Origin of the sequence: Pseudarthrobacter sp. NPDC092202 (assembly GCF_044755505.1) — a bacterium.
Classification (GTDB): domain Bacteria; phylum Actinomycetota; class Actinomycetes; order Actinomycetales; family Micrococcaceae; genus Arthrobacter.
Genome location: NZ_JBIVRG010000013.1, coordinates 94290 through 111293, shown reverse-complemented (window position 1 = coordinate 111293; position 17004 = coordinate 94290). Strand labels below are relative to the sequence as shown.

Genomic DNA, 17004 nt, shown 5'->3' with positions numbered 1-17004 from the left:
GCCTACCTGAGCGTAAGGACGAGCTTGGGTGCGGCGGCGCTGCTTGTTTCCTTGGAACTGAGGTCCAGGCCGTCGCTGTTGGTGGAATCCAGCCCCAGCGAAAGCTCCTGGCCGAGCTCACCGGCCAGGCTGGCCACGGTAAGCGGCACGCTGTAGTTGGTGTTGGCTGTTGTGGGGCCGAGCGTGGCGACGCTGGCCCCCAGAGCGGGGCGGTTATTGTAGGTGATTCCGCCCTCGGTCCAGCTGTCATCCGCAACGAGCTTGACGTTCTGCGTACCCTTGGAGCCGCTGCCGGCGCTGCGCAGCTGCAGTGTCGCGCTCTCCAGGGTCCGGCCGGCGTAGGCCGAGAGGTCGAACTTCAGGTACGTGATCTCAATCGGGCTCTTATCAACACCCAGCAGGGTACTCGACCCATAGTTCGTCGCCGTCGCTGTGCCCGCCACATAACTGTCCGCGGTGGCCGTCAGGGTGACGGTTTCTGGTGTCCCGCCGCCACCTGCCGCCGCTGTGGTGAAGCTCCAGGTCTTGTCCGATGCCAAGGCGTTGCCGGCCACGTCCTTCACGCCACTGGAACCGGCCTCGATCGTCGCGGTGTACGTGGTGTTGGCCGCCAGGTCGGCGCCAGGGTTGAGCGTCGCGACTTTACCTGTGCTGTCGAGGCTTACCGTGGCCGTCACCGCCGTCGTCCCTGCCTCTAGGGTGAACGTGCCCGGCCCAACGGTCGAGGGGTCCATGGCTTCAGAGAATGTGGAAGCCACGTCCGCCGTCACCGCCACCCCGGTGGCATCCTCGAGCGGGGATGTGCCCGTCACAGTCGGAGCGATCGTGTCACTGCCACCGCCGCCACCACCGCTGCTCGAATCGTAGAAGTGCCAGTACCGGCTGGTGGCGTTCACATCCGCGAGCAGCAGCAGTCCGCTGCTCGCCGTGCCGCGCGCCGCGCTGTTGAGGTTCTGCTTCGTTGACGTCACGTTGTGGACATACTGGTCGGCATCGACGATTCGGGCGGTCTTAGCGGTGCTGAAGCTGATGTTGTCCAGTGGCGTCGACTTCTCGTAGATTGCGCCGCCCGAACTGGTGCAGCTACCGGCGTTCGTGGTCCCGCCCGGCTTGGGGTAGGTAGCGAAAGTACGCAGCCTTTGGGTGCTCTCGTCGATCAGGACGATCACCCGGTTCGGGCACTCGGACACAGTCGCGATCGTGTGCGCCGACCAGGTGGTTCCGTTCAACGCCAAGAGCTGGATCAGCGGCTGGGCCGCCGATGTGAAGGATGTCTTGATGGCGGCGAAGACCTGGCCACCCGAGGAGTCCAGCCATTTCAGGTTCATGTGGTCATCACCGCTGCGCTGCCCCGAGACCGCCGGCACGGCCGCGGTCCAGTCGGTGTTTGACGCTCCGTCGACGTGGTAGCTCCAATACATGCCGTCGGAGGAATCATCGACCTGCCGGCTCCACATCACACCAATCTTGCCCGGCCCGAACGCTATCACCGCTGACGAGTCGTCTACAGAGACGTTGCTCAGCGACGCAGGATGCGGGAACGGCGTCCCCCAGGTCGTACCATCCGTGGCTGTGACGTTGAGGTAGATGCGGTTTCCCTGCTGCCACGTGGCCCACACCCGGCCGGTCGAGTCCTTGTCGATGGACAGGGTCTCAACGCGGTAGTTGTTGATGTTTGAGGAGCTTTGCAGCGAGTACGTCTTTGTCCCCGGATCGTAGCTGTAACGCCGCATCGTCGAAGGGAAGTTGGGCTCCGCCGGCAGTCCGTCATTGACGAAGCGGTAGCTGGCCACATACAGCGTCGCCCCGTCCCAGAGCACGTCATGATGCGTGTTGGACCGGGTATCGGTTGCGACGCCGGTATCTGACCACGTGCTGTTGGCGGCATTGAACCGGAAGATATGGAAATCCGAGCTGTCAGTGTCCCAAAGGTTTCCCCACCAGAGCCCATCGTTGAACCACAACGCACTCGTCGCGCGCTTAGTACCCGTTGGCGTTCCCGTCCCCGAGTGCGATGGGCCTTCGATCCCGACGTCACCCTCGGCAGCAGACGCCCCCACGGGCAGCACCACAAAACCCAGGACGAGCATCAACGCTGCAAGCAGTGCGGTGGGCAATGGGGTCAGCGGCCGGCGCGGACGGCCATCCCTCGGGCTGTCACCTCCCCGGTTTACAGCATGAATACGCCGACCTGTCCCATGTCCGCCCATGTGCGCTCCCCGGAGTTAAACGTCGGTCCCCACGCCCGTTCAGTGTCAACCGCGGAGACCATAATTGCAACCCCTAATTTGGAAATTGACGCTGCCGGGTCCGTGCGGCGGGCGGTCAGCCGTTTCCGGAGATCCCGGCGAGCAGCTGCTCGAAGGGAAGGGACTCCATCGGAGCGGGCTTCCGGCCCGGCTGCGGCCCCTCGAGGAGCCGCGTGAACTCCCCTGCCGCCCGGTCGATCCGGTCCGAAAGCGAGGAGCCGCCGTCGTCCGTGGTGCCCCAGTCCTGGGGGCCGGCAAAGACGCCCGTAGGCGCGGTCCTGGTGCGCAAATAGCTCAACAGCGGGCGCAGGGCGTAATCCAGGACCATCTGGTGGCGGTCCGTGCCGCCGGTAGCGCCCAGCAGGACGGCCTTGCCGTCCAGTGATTTGGGGTCGAGGACGTCGATGAAGGATTTGAACAGGCCGCTGTAGGACGCAGTGAAGACCGGCGTCACCGCGATGATCCCGTCAGAGGCTTCCACGCCGGCTATCACCTCGGCCAGCCGGGGCGCGGCGTAGCCGGTGACAAAATTGTTGGCGATGTCCACGGCGAGGTCGCGGAGTTCGACGACGTCCACCTGCACACTGTAGCCAGCGCCGTTCAGGTGCCGCTCGGCTGCGGCAGACAACTGGTCAGCCAGCAGCCTGCTCGACGACGGTACGCCAAGCCCGGCGGAAAGGACTGTAATGCGGCGGGTCTCCATGGCATTTCTCCTGTTGCTCGTTCATTCCAGCATATATGCATATGCATCTACCTTGTGAACGGCACGGGCTTACGGAGTATTCCCGGTGCTAGAGGAAAACTGATCCCCGAATGCAGGTGGTGGAGTGTCCTCCCACCCAGATGCGGCCGTCTTCGGCTTTGATGTGGAGGCGGCCCGCACGGCCCAGTGCCGCCCCCTGGGCCGCCACGTACTCCTGAGGGGCCCTGTTGCTGCCGATCAGCCATTGCGCAGCCGCCGCGTTGAAGCTGCCAGTGACGGGATCCTCCATCATGGCGTCGCCAGGGATGAATGTGCGGACCTCGAAGTCTGTGCCGCCCTCCCCCCACCCTGGCGCGATAATCCCGACCTTGAGGTTGCCCAGCGCCGCGAAGTCAGGCTCCACGGCCCTGACCTGTTCCGCCGAACCAAGCAGCACACCGATCCATTCGGGACCATTCACCAGCCAGGATGCATCCAGCAGGTCGGCTTCGGCGAGGCGGAGCCCCGCCGCAATACGGCTCCGGATCGTCCCGTCCACCGGACCAAAACGGGACATGGGCGGCGCTGCGAAGGCGAGCCTCCCGTCGTCGCGCTTGATACGGATCAGGCCAGCGCCGCACTCCTGGACAACGAAACCCTCGGACTGCGGAGTTCCTCCGCACTCGAGCCAGGTGTGGGCGGAACCCAGCGTGGGGTGGCCGGCAAAGGGGAATTCCTCACTGCCGGTAAAGATGCGGACCCGGTAGTCTGCACGCGGATCGGTAGGGGGCAGCAGGAACGTGGTCTCCGACAGGTTGGTCCAGTTGGCGAACTGCTGCATCTGCTTCGGCGTCAGCCCCTCGGCGTCAACGACGACGGCGAGCGGGTTTCCACGGTAAGCCTCGCGGGAGAAGACATCAACCTGGTGGAACGGGCGGCTGCGGGTGGGAGGTACGGTGCTGTTCACCGTATGAAGCTATCAAGCAAAAGACCCCCGCCGCCGGAATCCGGCAGCGGGGGTCTTTTAAGCAGTCAGGGACTACTTGCCAGCTACTACATCGAGTTCGATGACAGCGGCAACATCCTCGTGCAGACGGACGTTGGCCTGGTAAGAACCAACCGACTTGATGTGCGTCGGCAGTTCAACCTTGCGCTTGTCGATGCGGCCGAGGCCAGCGGCCTCAACAGCGTCGGCGACGTCGCCCTGCTTGACGGTGCCGAACAGGCGTCCGGTCTCGCCAGCCTTGACAACAAGCTTGACCGGCTTGGAGGACAGTGCGGCGGCCTGCTTCTGAGCATCTTCCAGGGAAGCGTGCTCGCGGGCAGCGCGGGCAGCCTTGATGGACTCAACCTGCTTTTCGCCGCCCTTCGACCAGGTCAGGGCGAAGTTGCGGGGCAGCAGGTAGTTACGTGCGTAACCGTCCTTGACCTCGACAACGTCGCCAGCAGCACCGAGACCGGTTACTTCGTGGGTCAGAATGAGCTTTGCCATGTTAGTTAATCCCTTCCTTAGCCGCGGCCAGCGCCGGAGTAAGGCAGCAGAGCAACTTCGCGGGCGTTCTTGATTGCCTGGGCGATCTTGCGCTGTTCCTGCACCGTGACGCCAGTGACGCGACGGGCGCGGATCTTTCCGCGGTCGGAGATGAACTTGCGCAGCAATGCTACGTCCTTGTAGTCGATGACAGTGATGTCAGCGGCCTTCAAGGGGTTGGACTTTGGTTTGGGCTTACGGAGTTCAGCCTTAGCCATCGTGGAGCTCCTATTCTAGGGAGCCCGTGGATGTTGATCCACGGGATGGTGGTGGTCCGACGGCGGCATTCACCTGGGTGCCTGAAGGCACTTTCGGCTGTCCCGGCGTCGGGCCTTAATGGGTGTTTAGAAGGGAGGTTCGGAATCGGGGCCGTTGCCCCAGCCGCCTGCGTTGGAGACGCCGGGCGTTGCCCAGGGGTCGTCCTGCGCAGCCTGCTGGTTGCCGCCGCCCCAGCCTCCACCGGAGTTGCCGCCCTGGTTTCCACCAGAGTTGCCGCCTCCGAAGCCACCGCCGCTGTTGCCGCCGCCGAAGCCGCCCTGGGCGCCGCTTCCGGCACCCCCAGCGCCGGAGCGCTGGGTGCGGTTGACCTTGGCATTGGCGTATCGCAGGCTGGGGCCGATTTCATCGACCTCAAGCTCGATAACGGTGCGCTTTTCGCCTTCTTTGGTTTCGTAGGAACGGCTCTTCAGGCGGCCGGTCACAATCACGCGCATGCCCTTGGTTAGGGACTCGGCGACGTTCTCGGCTGCTTCACGCCAGACAGCGGCGCGGAGGAACAGGGTTTCCCCGTCCTTCCACTCGTTGGACTGGCGGTCAAAGGTACGCGGGGTGGAAGCGATGGTGAAGTTCGCTACTGCTGAACCGGACGGTGTGAACCGCAATTCCGGATCATTGGTGAGATTACCGATGACCGTAATGGTGGTCTCGCCTGCCATCTACTGCCTCCTTGTTGATCCTGGGTGAAGAGTGCGTTCCTGCGGTGAAGAATGAAAGTCGGTGCCGAAATTACTCAGCAACAACCTTCTGCTCTTCGGGGCGGGTGATCTTGGTGCGCATGATGGTCTCGTTAAGAGACAGCTGGCGGTCAAGTTCCTTGGCGGTGTCCGGCTTGGCGGTGAAGTTCACCACGGCGTAGATACCTTCAGACTTCTTCTTGATGTCGTAAGCCAGACGGCGACGGCCCCAGATGTCAACCTTTTCGATGGTTCCACCATCGTTTGTGATGACGTTCAGGAACTTCTGAAGCGACGGCTCAACGGTACGCTCTTCGACCTCGGGGTCGATGATTACCATCAATTCGTAAGGACGCATATGTGAACCCACCTCCTTTGGGCTAAGCGGTTACGGCATTTCCGTAACAGGAGGTTCATTTGCGATGCCGTGCAAGGCCCCGCCGCCGGAAGGGAGGCAGGACGCAGCACAGACTTCAATATCTTAGTGCATATGGAGCGGATAGGCGATTCGCGCTTGACTCAAGGCTACGGCCGTGCTGGCGAGGACTGCATCGCCAACTGCTCCTATGTGGAAAACGCACACGCGGAGTCCTGCCCCAAAGAGAGAACCGCCCGCACCGGCGCGCCAGGTGCGGCTGCCGGTACGGGCGGTTCTCTGCCAAGCGAAAAGCCTGGAGAATTAGGACGCCGAAGTTGCCTCCGCAGCAGCCTCACGGCGTTCGCCGGCCTGCAGTTCCCCGCCACCCGGGCGCCCAGCGGACTTGCGGTAGCGCCACACCCCGACGCCAACCACGACAGCGGCAAGGGCCACGGACAGCAGGAGGGACTCGCGGGTGGACTCCAGGATGACCATGCCGATCAGCAGTGCCACGATGCTGACGATTGAGAGCCACGTCAGGTAGGGGAAGAGCCACATCTTCAGTTCAAGGTCCTTGCCTGCGGCACCCATGCGCTTGCGCAGGATCAACTCGGAGGACGCGATAACCAGCCATACGAACAGGGCAATGGCACCGGAGGTGTTGACCAGGAAGAGGAACACGGTGTCGGGTGCAATGTAGTTCAGTCCTACTGTCACGAAGCCCACCACGGTGGAGGCAAGCACGGCCGCCGCGGGAACGCCCCGTCGGGAGATCCTGGTCCAGGCCGCCGGGGCGTCCCCCCGCTTGGACAGCGAGAAGAGCATGCGGCTGGCGGTGTACAGGCCGGAGTTGAGGCACGACAGGACGGACGTGAGGACCACGATGTCCATGATGGTGCCGGCGCCGGGAATACCGAACAGTTCAATGACCGCAACATAGGGGCTCTTGGCAACGCTGGCGTCATTCCAGGGCAGCAGGGTGACGACGATGGCGATGGAGCCGATGTAGAAAACCAGGATGCGCCACACAGTGGACTTGACGGCCTTCTTGACCGCGTCCACGGGGTTCTCCGATTCGCCTGCGGCGATGGTGGCGATCTCGGCTCCGAAGAAGGAGAAGACCACAACCAGGATGCCGGCCAGTACTGCACCAGGCCCGTTCGGGAGGAACCCGCCGTTGTCGATCAGGTTGCTGAGTCCCGGAGCGGGCACGCCGGGGACAAAGCCCAGGATGGCAGCCGCGCCGAACAGCAGAAACAGCACGATGGCAGCGACCTTGATGGAAGCGAACCAGAACTCGAATTCACCGTAGGACTTCACGGAACCAAGGTTGGTCAGCGTCAGAAGCACCATGAGGATCAATGCCCAGACCCACTGGTCGATGCCTGGAACCCAGCGGTGCATAATGGCTGCGCCGGCCGTCGCCTCAATGCCCAGCACGATGATCCAGAACCAGGCATAGAGCCAGCCGATGCTGAATCCGGCCCAGCGTCCCAGCGCCTTGTCGGCATACGTGGAAAAGGAGCCGGTCTCCGGGTTGGCCGCGGCCATTTCACCGAGCATCCGCATCACCAGGATCACCACCACGCCGGCAGCCATGTAGGCCAGCAGGATTCCCGGGCCCGCCTGCTGGATGGCGGCGCCGGAGCCGACAAAGAGGCCGGCACCAATGACGCCGGCAATCGCGATCATGGAAAGGTGCCGCGGCTTAAGCGACTTGGCTAACTGCTGGTCAGCGGGCATGGGAGCGCCGTCCTTCGGTGGTTATGCAAATGGGATTGGCAGGCAGAAGCTTGCCGGAAAGATCGAGGACCGCACCAATCAGTGGGGCCGGTCACATCTTGCTCTCACTGTAATTCGCGCTGTGAAGCGGAAGCTCTGTGCATCGGCACAGCCTTGGGCTGGCGAATTTTGGCCATGGCCCAAGTGAGAGTACCTCTCAGCATCAGAAGATGCCTGCAGGACAACAAGGAAACGCGGAGGAAATAGTCATCAGGCCCCGTATCCCCTAGTGGCCTTCAGTCCCGTTTCCCCCATTGCCCCCGGCAATTTTGGAGGTCTACATTGGCTTCCACCCGCACTCAAGCAGGGGACGCCAGAGCAGCGGTACGCCGTCAAGGACTACCTGCGCCACCAAGGACCTGAATATGCAAAGAGCAAAAGTTCGCCATCTCGTTCCGCAAGCCCTTGCCCTGGCCGTAGCGCTTGTCCTGGGCCTTGTTGCTGCCGGCGGCACAGCCCAGGCCGCAGAGAATTACGGTTACCAAAGCATCAGCTACACGGGAGTGGCCAACACCCCCACCTCGGACAAACCGCAGAGCAAGCTGTGGTGGAATGACGGGTCCTGGTGGGCTGATATGTGGACCACGGGAACCGGCTGGCAAATCTATCGGCTGGACAGGGCTGCAAAGACCTGGGTGAACACGGGGGTCTCGATCGACTCCCGCAGCAACACATTGGCGGACACTTTGTGGGACGGCAACAAGCTGTATGTCGCCTCGCACGTGGTGACGGTGTCGGGGGACTCCAGTACAAAAGCTTCGGTCCCGGGTCAGCCCGCCAAGTTGTACAGGTACAGCTACGCTGCCGGTAAGTACACGCTCGACGCCGGTTTTCCCACCAGCATCAACAACAACAGCAGCGAGTCCATGACGATCGACAAGGACACTACGGGCGCCGTCTGGGCAACCTGGACGCAGGTTTCCGGAAGCTCAACCTCCGGATACACCAGCAGCGTCTACGTGAACTCTTCCGCCGCGGGCGGGGCAAGCTGGGGGACACCCTTTGTCCTGCCGGTCGCCGATCCGAACCCGGCACCGGATGACATCTCGGCGATCGTGTCCTATGGAAGCAATAAAATCGGTGTGCTGTGGAGCGATGCTCCCGCAGGAACCGTGTACTGGGCCACCCGCACGGACGGAACCTCGCCGTCCGCAGCATCATCCTGGAAAGTCCAGCCCGCCGTGCAGGGCAAAGGCCAGGCGGATGACCATTTGAACATCAAGGCGCTCCTGGCTGATCCTTCAGGGCGCGTGTACGCGGCGGTGAAGACCAGCCTGGATTCTTCGACCGACAAGACGCTTCCGCAGTTGCAGCTGCTGGTCTTCCGGCCGGGAACCGGCTCCTTCACCAGATCCACCATCGCCACTCTGGCCGACTGCGTGACCCGTCCCCAGATCCTGCTGGACACGACCAACAATGTGGTGAGGGCGTTCCATACCGCACCCTCCACATCGGCCTCGGGATGTGCCTATTCAGGAGTCCCAGGCAGTATCTATGAGAAGACTGCCTCCATGGACAATCCGGTCTTCAGCAGCGGCCGCGGCACCCCGGTGATCCAGGACGGGGCATCTGCCAATATCAATGACGTCACCACCACCAAACAGGGCGTCAACGCCACCACGGGCGTAGTGGTCATGGCCAGCAACAAGGCCACCCAGCGCTACTGGTTCTCGGACCGGCCGCTTGGAACAGCGCCCGCACCGGGTGATACGGCGGCTCCGACGGTGACAGCCACGTCCCCGTCCGCTGGTGCCACCGGGGTGGCTGTCACGGCAAACGTGACGGCCACGTTCTCCGAAGCGATGAGCGCTACGACCATCACGTCCAGCACGTTCACGTTGACCACAGGGACGACGACGGTGCCGGCCGCCGTGACGTACAGCAGCAGCGGTAACAGTGCGACGCTCAACCCAAGTACCGACCTGACGGCCGGCACCACCTATACGGCAACAGTCAAGGGCGGCTCCACTGGAGCGAAGGACGTGGCCGGCAATGCGCTGGCAACGGACAAGGCCTGGACCTTCACCACAGCGGCGGCAAGCGGCGGGGGCACGTCCGAGACCGTTACCCTCACCGCCACCGCGGACAGCTGGGTAGCAGGCGGAGCGGCAGCCACGAACTACGGCACCTCCACCACGCTCAGCGTTGACAACACCCCGGTTGAGGCCACCTACCTGAAGTTCGACCTCTCGGCCTACGCCGGCCGGACGCTGGAAAGCGCAACACTGCAGCTGCGCAGCGCCGGCAGCGGGTCGACAGGCAAGCAGAACATCAAACTCGTCGCCGATGACAGTTGGAGCGAAAGCACCATCACTTACACCAACCGCCCCACCCCCGGCACCATCCTCGGCACGCTCGGCCCCACCACAGCCAACAACAACTACAGCGTCCCGCTCACCATCACGGGCCTCGCCGGTGAGCTCGGCCAACAGCTCTCCCTCGGCCTGGACGCCACCAGCACCGACGGCCTGGACCTCAACTCCAAGGAAGCCGGCAGCACCACCGCACCCAAACTCGTCCTCACCCTGTCCAGCGGCAGCGGCGGTGGTAGCAGTGATACGGCGGCTCCGACGGTGACAGCCACGTCCCCGTCCGCTGGTGCCACCGGGGTGGCTGTCACGGCAAACGTGACGGCCACGTTCTCCGAAGCGATGAGCGCTACGACCATCACGTCCAACACGTTCACGTTGACCACAGGGACGACGACGGTGCCGGCCGCCGTGACGTACAGCAGCAGCGGTAACAGTGCGACGCTCAACCCAAGTACCGACCTGACGGCCGGCACCACCTACACGGCAACAGTCAAGGGCGGCTCCACCGGAGCGAAGGACGTGGCCGGCAATGCGCTGGCAACGGACAAGGCCTGGACCTTCACCACAGCGGCGGCAAGCGGCGGGGGCACGTCCGAGACCGTTACCCTCACCGCCACCGCGGACAGCTGGGTAGCAGGCGGAGCGGCAGCCACGAACTACGGCACCTCCACCACCCTGAGCGTTGACAACAGCCCGGTTGAGATCACCTACCTGAAGTTCGACCTCTCGGCCTACGCCGGCCGGACGCTGGAAAGCGCAACACTGCAGCTGCGCAGCGCCGGCAGCGGGTCAATAGGAAAGCAGAACATCAAACTCGTGGCCGATGACAGTTGGAGTGAAAGCACCATCACTTACACCAACCGCCCCACCCCCGGCACCATCCTCGGCACGCTCGGCCCCACCACAGCCAACAACAACTACAGCGTCCCGCTCACCATCACGGGCCTCGCCGGTGAGCTCGGCCAACAGCTCTCCCTCGGCCTGGACGCCACGAGCACCGACGGCCTGGACCTCAACTCCAAGGAAGCCGGCAGCACCACCGCGCCCAAACTGGTCCTCACCCTGCGCTAGGTCAGGGTGCGGAGGCCAGGCTGCAGGTAACCGCAATTTCCACATTCTTACCCCCGGGCAGCCACAAGCCCCGCTGCTTATCGGACCGCGGCGTCCGGCCTCGTACTAGCTTTGCAACACGCCAAAGCGGCACAGAGACACAGGAAACCCGCCGGAAAAGGGGCAATCATGGCAGAAGAAAAGGTCTTTCGAAACGACCCGGCCGCACCAGGCCCTTCCGCCGGACCTGCCCATTCAGCACGTATACCTGCAGGAGGGATCGGATTCTTGAGTAATCAGGATATTGGCGGCAGCGAGGCTTCAGCCTCAGGGATGGGACTGAGGGACTACGCCCGGGTCGCCAGGACGTACTGGAAGCACATTGTGGTTGTGACCCTGATCGTCACCCTGCTGGCCACGGCGTGGAGCATTTTCCGCCCCCGTATCTACGCAGCGGAAGCCAGCGCAGTTGTTATTGCGGTGGGGACCGACAACGTCAGCAGCCTGCTGGCCGGCGACACCCTGGCCAAAGCAAGGGCAAAAAACTACAAGTCGCTGGCTGAATCCCGGCTTGTAGCCGACAACGTGCGCCTGTCCACCGGACTGAACATGTCCAGTGATGCCCTGCTGGGCGCCATCTCCGTGACCGTCCCCCGCGACACAGCTGAAATCCGGATAACGGCCGAGTCCCCGGATCCCACCATTGCCCAGCGGGTGGCAGACGCCTGGATCGTCGAGCTGAGCAAGCAGGTCCAGGACAGGGAGAGGGCCGCCACCGCCGCTTCAGGTGAGGCCCTCGAAGCCGTTACACCACCCCTCTCCCTGGTACCCCTGGATCCAGCGGCTTTGCCAACAAAACCCGTCTCTCCCGGCGTGGCAATGACAGCTCTGTACGGGGCAGCACTGGGCCTCCTCCTGGCCTATGCTTCCGCGCTCCTCCGGGACCGGCTGGACCGCCGCCTGCACAACGCAGCTGAAGTGGAACACCTGTTCTCCGTACCGGTCATCGGCGCCCTTCCGGTGGATCTCCGGCTCACGGGTGAGAACAAGGTGCTGGGCGGCGTACCCGCAGCTCCAACGCCAGGGTCGCGGGCACAGAGCCCGGCCTTCGCCGAGGCGCTCCGGGAACTCCGCACCAACCTGACATTCCTTGACGTGGACAACCCTCCCCGGATCATCGTCGTGACGAGCTCGGTGAGCGGGGAAGGCAAATCGACTATTGCGGCCAACCTGGCCTCGGCGATGTCGGCCGGAGGGGAACAGGTCATCGTTGTTGACGGAGACCTGCGGCACCCCAGCATGGCCAAGATCTTCGACGTCATCCCCGGAATAGGCATCACCGACGTCCTCACCGGAAAAGCAGAGGTGGATGACGTTCTCCAGCAGCGGAGCGACCTGCCCAACCTGTCGATCCTGGGCTCCGGCCGGATCCCGCCCAATCCCACGGAGCTCCTTGGCTCCCACGCCATGAAGCAGCTGATCGAATCCCTGTCCGAGAAAGGCATCGTGATCATCGATGCCCCGCCGTTGCTCCCGGTGACCGACGCGGTACTGCTTGCCAGGATCGCGGACGGTGCCATTGTGGTTGTCCGGGCTGGCCGGACCACCAAGGACCAGCTGACCAAGTCGCTTGGAAACATCCGGAAGGTGCACGGAGCCGTTCTTGGCACGCTTCTGAACTGCGTGCCGGCGAAGGAATTTGACGGCTACTCGTACTACTCCTCGGATCCGGACTCTGCGGACAGCGACCCCTCCGGGGACGCGGACGACTCACCGGCAGTGGTTGAGCCCGAAAGCCCCCCTGCATTCCGAGGTTCCAGCAGGGAACAGACCTCACGGAGCGTCACGTCCTTCTAGGCATCAACGCCTGCAGCTGCCACGTGCGCCGCAACCGGGCCAATCCGGGCAGCGGCGCACGTGGCCACAAACTCATCTAGGAGAACCCATGTCCAAGTCTGTCGTCGTCATCGGGACACGCGGCTACCCAAGTTACTACGGCGGCTTTGAGACTGCAGTCCGGCGCCTCGCCCCATTCCTGGCCGACGCCGGCTGGGACGTCAACGTCTACTGCCGGGCAGGCCAAACCAAGGATGACGACGAAGCACGCGACCCGCGCATCCGAACCACCAACACGGTCGGGCTTGAGAGCAAGTCACTGAGCACCCTCTCTTTCGGGCTGACTTCCGTGCTTCACGCGCTGTGGCATAAGCCCCAGGTGGCGCTCGTCATGAATGTTGCCAACGGTTTCTTCCTGCCGCTGCTGAAGCTCCGCGGAATACCAACCGTGGTGAACGTGGACGGGATCGAGTGGGAACGCGCAAAGTGGAACCGGTTCGCCAAGTTCGTCTTCCGGCTGGGTGCGCGGCTCACGGCCCGCTACGGCACCATCCTGATCAGCGACTCCCTTGAGATCCAGCGGCGCTGGAAACGGGACTTTGGGCGCAAGAGTGTCTTCATTCCGTACGGCGCCAACCTTGCCAGCCCCAGTGAGGTTGTCCCCGGACTCCAGCCTCAGTCTTATGTACTCATGGTGGCCCGGTTCGTTCCCGAGAACACGGTCTCAGAGTTTTTCCAGGCAGCTGAACGCCTGGCGGAGCAACATCCAGTGGTGATCGTCGGATCCAGCGGCTATGGGGGGCCGTTGGACGAGGCCGCGCAGCGGTTGGCTGAACATCCGAACGTCCAATGGCTCGGCCATGTCAGTGATGACAAGAAGCTCCTCTCACTCTGGCATCATGCCGGCGCATACTTCCACGGCCACAGCGTGGGCGGGACCAACCCGGCCCTGGTCCAGGCGATGGCCTGTGGAGCACCTGTGGTTGCCCGGCAGACGCCATACAACGCGGAGGTCCTGCGGGCGGATGAGCACCTTGTGGCCCCTGATCCGCTGGCTATCGAGAGTGCTTTGCGCCGCATGCTGACTGACCACGACCTGCGGGCGAAAGCGCGGGCGGCAAACAGGGCGCGCGCAGCTACCCATTACGACTGGGAAGATGTGTGCCGGAGGTACGAACTGACTCTTCAGGAGGCTGTCCTGGGGGACAAAGCCGCCAGAGTAGGCACGGGGGTGCGGCAATGACTTTTGGATTGCGCACCAACCCGCCCGATTCGGCAGCGCAGGATCGCGGCGGAACCCCCCGCATACTGGTAGTGAATCCCCTTGGCGTGGCATTACGCCATTACAGCGGGGCACTTCTGCGTCAATTTGCGGACGTAGGAATAGAAGCAGAATTGCTTTCCATCACCGAACCTTCGCAATCAGGTAAAAGCCGCCTTAAATGGCTCGGCGAATATACCGCAATGCTTTATTCAGTCGGACAACGGACGCGAAAGCCGAATTCATTTGAAAGGGTGCTCCTCACCTGGCCGGTATTGGGTTTCCTGGACCTTCTAATGGTGAAAGTCCTTTGTGGAAATTCGACAGTCGTTATTTACCACGATCCGCAACCCCTCGTCCGGTCCGTGGGCAGCAGCCCCCTGGTGGCGCGCTTTGCCGGACGCATGAAGAAGCGGCCCGGAACCCTGGTGCACAGCGACGAAGCTGCCCAAGCCATGGCCGCCGTCGGGCTGGCGGAGGGCCTGGCGCAGGTGCCGCATCCAATGCTGCCCCCTGCCGGCGCTGCCAAGGACCCCCATCTCAGCGGACAATGCGGTAAAAGGCCGCGGATTCGGGTGCTGGGACAGTACAAAGCCGACAGGGATCTCGACCTCCTGAAGTCATTGGCCAACAGGCTTGGCACGAAGTTCGACCTCGATATCGTGGGCCGTGGCTGGCCGTCCGTGGAGGGGTGGCATGTGGATGCCCGCTTTGTCCCGGAGGATGAGCTGGAGGAGCTGATCGTCTCAAGCGACACCATAGTCATCCCCTATAAGCGCTTCTACCAAAGCGGCATAGCCATGCGCGCGCTTGAGCATGGAGTTCCGATCGTCGGGCGCATCGGGACGAGCCTTGAGAAGCTGTACGGACCGCAATCACGGCTCTTGGTCGCAGCTGACCACGCGCTGCCCGGCCAGGAGGTCGGGGCGTGGGTATCGGCCATCGAGTATGCGATGGGCCAAGGAAGAACCGAAACAGTCCTCGCTGCCAAACTCTTCCATGAGGAGGCGTCCGAGAGCTGGCGCCTGTTCGGCCGCAGCATGCTGGCCCAGGGATCCGCCCGTCTTCCCAAGGGCTGATCCGGTCTCAAAAGGTCCAAGCCCAGGAGAGCCCTCGCATGACGAAGTTCCTCATTTCGTTCCCCAGTGACGCCATGGTGGTCCCCGCCGGGGAGTTCAATGCGGTGGTCGAAGCCGCGCACGCCGTTATAGCTGAGGCCAAGGCAGCGGGGGTTTATGTGTTCGGCGGGGGAATCGATGAGGACGTGGACCCGGTACTTGTGGCCGCTGACGGCACCGTTACCGAGGGGACTTATCCAGGCCATACAGTGCCCGACGGCGGCTATACGGTTCTGGAGCTGCCCTCCAGGGAAGCAGCACTAGGGTGGGCTGCCAAGATCGCCGTCGCCTGCCGGTGCCCGCAAGAGGTCCGGCAGTTCCAGTACGATCCGGACAGCTGACCCCGGCCAAACCCGGTCCCCCTCAAACGGAGGGTTGGACTCTCCTCGCGCGCGCCCCTGCGCTGCCGGGCCCCAGGGCCAGGTGCCGCCTGGCGTGACCCAGCCCCGCCGGCTTCACCGGCGCGGGGTGGACCGCTGCAACATCGGCCGTTGCGGGAAGTGTAAGCTCGTAGCCGCCGGCACGGGCCCGGCCTGCAGCTTCAGGGGCACCGTCATGGCAACTACGGACCCCAACGTCAACCATAGGACCGGGGTGGATGCCATGGAGGAGGCGGACTCTGATGAAGCGACAGTGAGCACGAAGCCCACGGCCAGCCACACGGGCAGGCTCCGGGACCTCGGAACACGGCGCAGGAGTTTTACGAGGTGCACCAGGAGCACAAGGGCGGCAGCAATCATGGGCCAGCCGATCCACGCGAAATACAGCCCCAGCAGGCTCTCGCTGCCCACACCGGTGGACGCTCCTTCAAGCGCCGCCTGATATCCGGTTGTGCCGAAGCCCAGGCCTGCGGGCGACTGGAGGCCAAGCATGAACCCGGAGAAAAGGCCATCCGAATGGCTGGCGGTGTTGCCCTGCTCAATGAAGGTGGTAAACAGGTAGCCGCCAAGGCCAAGGGCTACAAGTATGCCGGCATACTTCCCCACCTTGGTCCAGATGAAATAGATCACCGTGACCATCAGGAAGAGCAGGATGCCCGCCCGGGCGTAGGCGAAGTAGAGGGTCAGGCCGATGGCGGCAAGCATCCCCAGCCGCGCGAAGCTCCGCAGCCTGGCAACGGCAGCAAAGGCTCCGAGGCCCAACAGGAAGCCCATGACCGGGGGGTTCATAAAGGGGCCGCCGGGACGGAAGGTGAGTTCGCCGTCGGACACCCCGTCAGCGAAGTAGGCGGGCGGCAGTCCCATGCGCATGCTGCGCGGGTTTCCGCCAACAACGTTCACGTGGTACCAGGCCGGGTCCAGGAGGGGCGCCTGCATGATTTCCTCGGCCAGGGCCCATGCCACGGTCAGCGCGGCCAGCAGAAGCAGGTAGGTGCTGACCTTTCGCCATTTGATGTCATCCCGGAAGACGAAACCGGCGAACACCAGGCCAAGCGGCATGAGTACCTGCCGTGCCTGGGCAATGCCGATGTCCATATCCGGTGAGCGGATAAAGCCGATACCCACCAGGATCACCAGGATCACCATCAGCCCAAGTGCCTTGTGCAGGCGCTTGTCCTGGGAGCTGAATGCCCTGATGACGGCGGCTGCAACAAGAACCGCAGCAGGCACGTCATCCAGGTACTGGAACGCATCAGACCGGGTGAGGGTGATGAGCGGCGCCTGCGACCAGCCGGCCGCAATGACCAGCAGGATTAGTACGTGGTAGGAGCGCCCCAGGATCAGCACCAGGCTGATGACGGCGGAAGCGGTAACAACGAAGGGCAGTAGCACGAGTTGGTCGTCCCTCTCGAGATTGCTGCAACGCCTCCAGAATCGCTGCAATGCCGGGTCAAGCACCGGAATCATCCGGTCAGGCTGCCTACACCCGCAG

General features: G+C 63.3%; 14 protein-coding genes. 5 read left to right on the top strand and 9 right to left on the bottom strand.

Features of this window, described 5'->3' with window-relative positions; all coding sequences use genetic code 11:
- Positions 1 to 2: 2 nt before the first annotated feature.
- The 8 genes from ACIQF4_RS17400 to ACIQF4_RS17365 all read right to left on the bottom strand — a co-directional run bounded on the left by ACIQF4_RS17400 (position 3) and on the right by ACIQF4_RS17365 (position 7516).
- Positions 3 to 2117 carry an Ig-like domain-containing protein gene (locus ACIQF4_RS17400; protein ID WP_400517585.1) on the bottom strand — a complete coding sequence of 705 codons (2115 nt, stop codon included), beginning with the start codon at positions 2115 to 2117 and terminating at the stop codon, positions 3 to 5.
- A gap of 208 nt (positions 2118 to 2325) precedes the next feature.
- A complete protein-coding gene (locus ACIQF4_RS17395) occupies positions 2326 to 2952 on the bottom strand; it encodes an FMN reductase (protein WP_400517586.1) in 627 nt (208 codons plus the stop codon).
- 88 nt (positions 2953 to 3040) lie between these two features.
- On the bottom strand, positions 3041 to 3898 hold the full coding sequence (locus tag ACIQF4_RS17390; RefSeq protein WP_400517588.1) for a PhzF family phenazine biosynthesis protein: 858 nt from the start codon (positions 3896 to 3898) through the stop codon (positions 3041 to 3043).
- A 72-nt stretch (positions 3899 to 3970) separates the two neighbouring features.
- Positions 3971 to 4423 carry a 50S ribosomal protein L9 gene (gene rplI / locus ACIQF4_RS17385; RefSeq protein WP_231454198.1) on the bottom strand — a complete coding sequence of 151 codons (453 nt, stop codon included), beginning with the start codon at positions 4421 to 4423 and terminating at the stop codon, positions 3971 to 3973.
- A gap of 17 nt (positions 4424 to 4440) precedes the next feature.
- A complete protein-coding gene (gene rpsR / locus ACIQF4_RS17380) occupies positions 4441 to 4680 on the bottom strand; it encodes a 30S ribosomal protein S18 (RefSeq protein ID WP_003800144.1) in 240 nt (79 codons plus the stop codon).
- Positions 4681 to 4806: 126 nt separating this feature from the next.
- Positions 4807 to 5397 (bottom strand): single-stranded DNA-binding protein, encoded by a 591-nt coding sequence (locus tag ACIQF4_RS17375; protein WP_066272611.1) that lies wholly within the window; start codon positions 5395 to 5397, stop codon positions 4807 to 4809.
- A 70-nt stretch (positions 5398 to 5467) separates the two neighbouring features.
- A complete protein-coding gene (rpsF, locus tag ACIQF4_RS17370; protein WP_050683795.1) occupies positions 5468 to 5773 on the bottom strand; it encodes a 30S ribosomal protein S6 in 306 nt (101 codons plus the stop codon).
- Between the two features lie 321 nt (positions 5774 to 6094).
- Positions 6095 to 7516 (bottom strand): amino acid permease, encoded by a 1422-nt coding sequence (locus tag ACIQF4_RS17365; protein ID WP_400517590.1) that lies wholly within the window; start codon positions 7514 to 7516, stop codon positions 6095 to 6097.
- 404 nt (positions 7517 to 7920) lie between these two features.
- Here ACIQF4_RS17365 and ACIQF4_RS17360 point away from each other — a divergent pair, with 404 nt between their 5' ends.
- The 5 genes from ACIQF4_RS17360 to ACIQF4_RS17340 all read left to right on the top strand — a co-directional run bounded on the left by ACIQF4_RS17360 (position 7921) and on the right by ACIQF4_RS17340 (position 15473).
- Complete coding sequence (locus ACIQF4_RS17360; protein WP_400517591.1) at positions 7921 to 10938, top strand: Ig-like domain-containing protein; 3018 nt, start codon at positions 7921 to 7923, stop codon at positions 10936 to 10938.
- 267 nt (positions 10939 to 11205) lie between these two features.
- Positions 11206 to 12774: a polysaccharide biosynthesis tyrosine autokinase gene (locus tag ACIQF4_RS17355; RefSeq protein ID WP_400517592.1), complete on the top strand. Its 1569-nt coding sequence runs from the start codon at positions 11206 to 11208 to the stop codon at positions 12772 to 12774.
- A gap of 88 nt (positions 12775 to 12862) precedes the next feature.
- Complete coding sequence (locus ACIQF4_RS17350; protein ID WP_400517593.1) at positions 12863 to 13996, top strand: glycosyltransferase; 1134 nt, start codon at positions 12863 to 12865, stop codon at positions 13994 to 13996.
- Positions 13993 to 15093 carry a hypothetical protein gene (locus tag ACIQF4_RS17345; protein WP_400517594.1) on the top strand — a complete coding sequence of 367 codons (1101 nt, stop codon included), beginning with the start codon at positions 13993 to 13995 and terminating at the stop codon, positions 15091 to 15093. Before ACIQF4_RS17350 ends, ACIQF4_RS17345 begins: the two co-directional genes overlap by 4 nt.
- A gap of 38 nt (positions 15094 to 15131) precedes the next feature.
- Positions 15132 to 15473, top strand: coding sequence for a YciI family protein (locus ACIQF4_RS17340; RefSeq protein WP_400517596.1), 342 nt, complete (start codon positions 15132 to 15134; stop codon positions 15471 to 15473).
- Between the two features lie 114 nt (positions 15474 to 15587).
- On the opposite strand, the gene ACIQF4_RS17335 is transcribed toward ACIQF4_RS17340, so the two are convergent.
- Entirely contained in the window at positions 15588 to 16904 is a 1317-nt protein-coding gene (locus ACIQF4_RS17335; RefSeq protein ID WP_400517597.1) for a hypothetical protein, read from the bottom strand.
- Between the last annotated feature and the right edge of the window lie 100 nt (positions 16905 to 17004).

Excerpts from the sequence above, each read along its gene's own strand:
- ACIQF4_RS17350 (WP_400517593.1), top strand. The coding sequence starts at position 12,863 with ATGTCCAAGTCTGTCGTCGTCATCGGGACACGCGGCTACCCAAGTTAC.
- rpsF (WP_050683795.1), bottom strand. The coding sequence starts at position 5,773 with ATGCGTCCTTACGAATTGATGGTAATCATCGACCCCGAGGTCGAAGAG.
- ACIQF4_RS17360 (WP_400517591.1), top strand. The coding sequence starts at position 7,921 with ATGCAAAGAGCAAAAGTTCGCCATCTCGTTCCGCAAGCCCTTGCCCTG.
- ACIQF4_RS17365 (WP_400517590.1), bottom strand. The coding sequence starts at position 7,516 with ATGCCCGCTGACCAGCAGTTAGCCAAGTCGCTTAAGCCGCGGCACCTT.
- ACIQF4_RS17395 (WP_400517586.1), bottom strand. The coding sequence starts at position 2,952 with ATGGAGACCCGCCGCATTACAGTCCTTTCCGCCGGGCTTGGCGTACCG.
- rpsR (WP_003800144.1), bottom strand. The coding sequence starts at position 4,680 with ATGGCTAAGGCTGAACTCCGTAAGCCCAAACCAAAGTCCAACCCCTTG.
- ACIQF4_RS17345 (WP_400517594.1), top strand. The coding sequence starts at position 13,993 with ATGACTTTTGGATTGCGCACCAACCCGCCCGATTCGGCAGCGCAGGAT.
- ACIQF4_RS17340 (WP_400517596.1), top strand. The coding sequence starts at position 15,132 with ATGACGAAGTTCCTCATTTCGTTCCCCAGTGACGCCATGGTGGTCCCC.
- ACIQF4_RS17375 (WP_066272611.1), bottom strand. The coding sequence starts at position 5,397 with ATGGCAGGCGAGACCACCATTACGGTCATCGGTAATCTCACCAATGAT.
- rplI (WP_231454198.1), bottom strand. The coding sequence starts at position 4,423 with ATGGCAAAGCTCATTCTGACCCACGAAGTAACCGGTCTCGGTGCTGCT.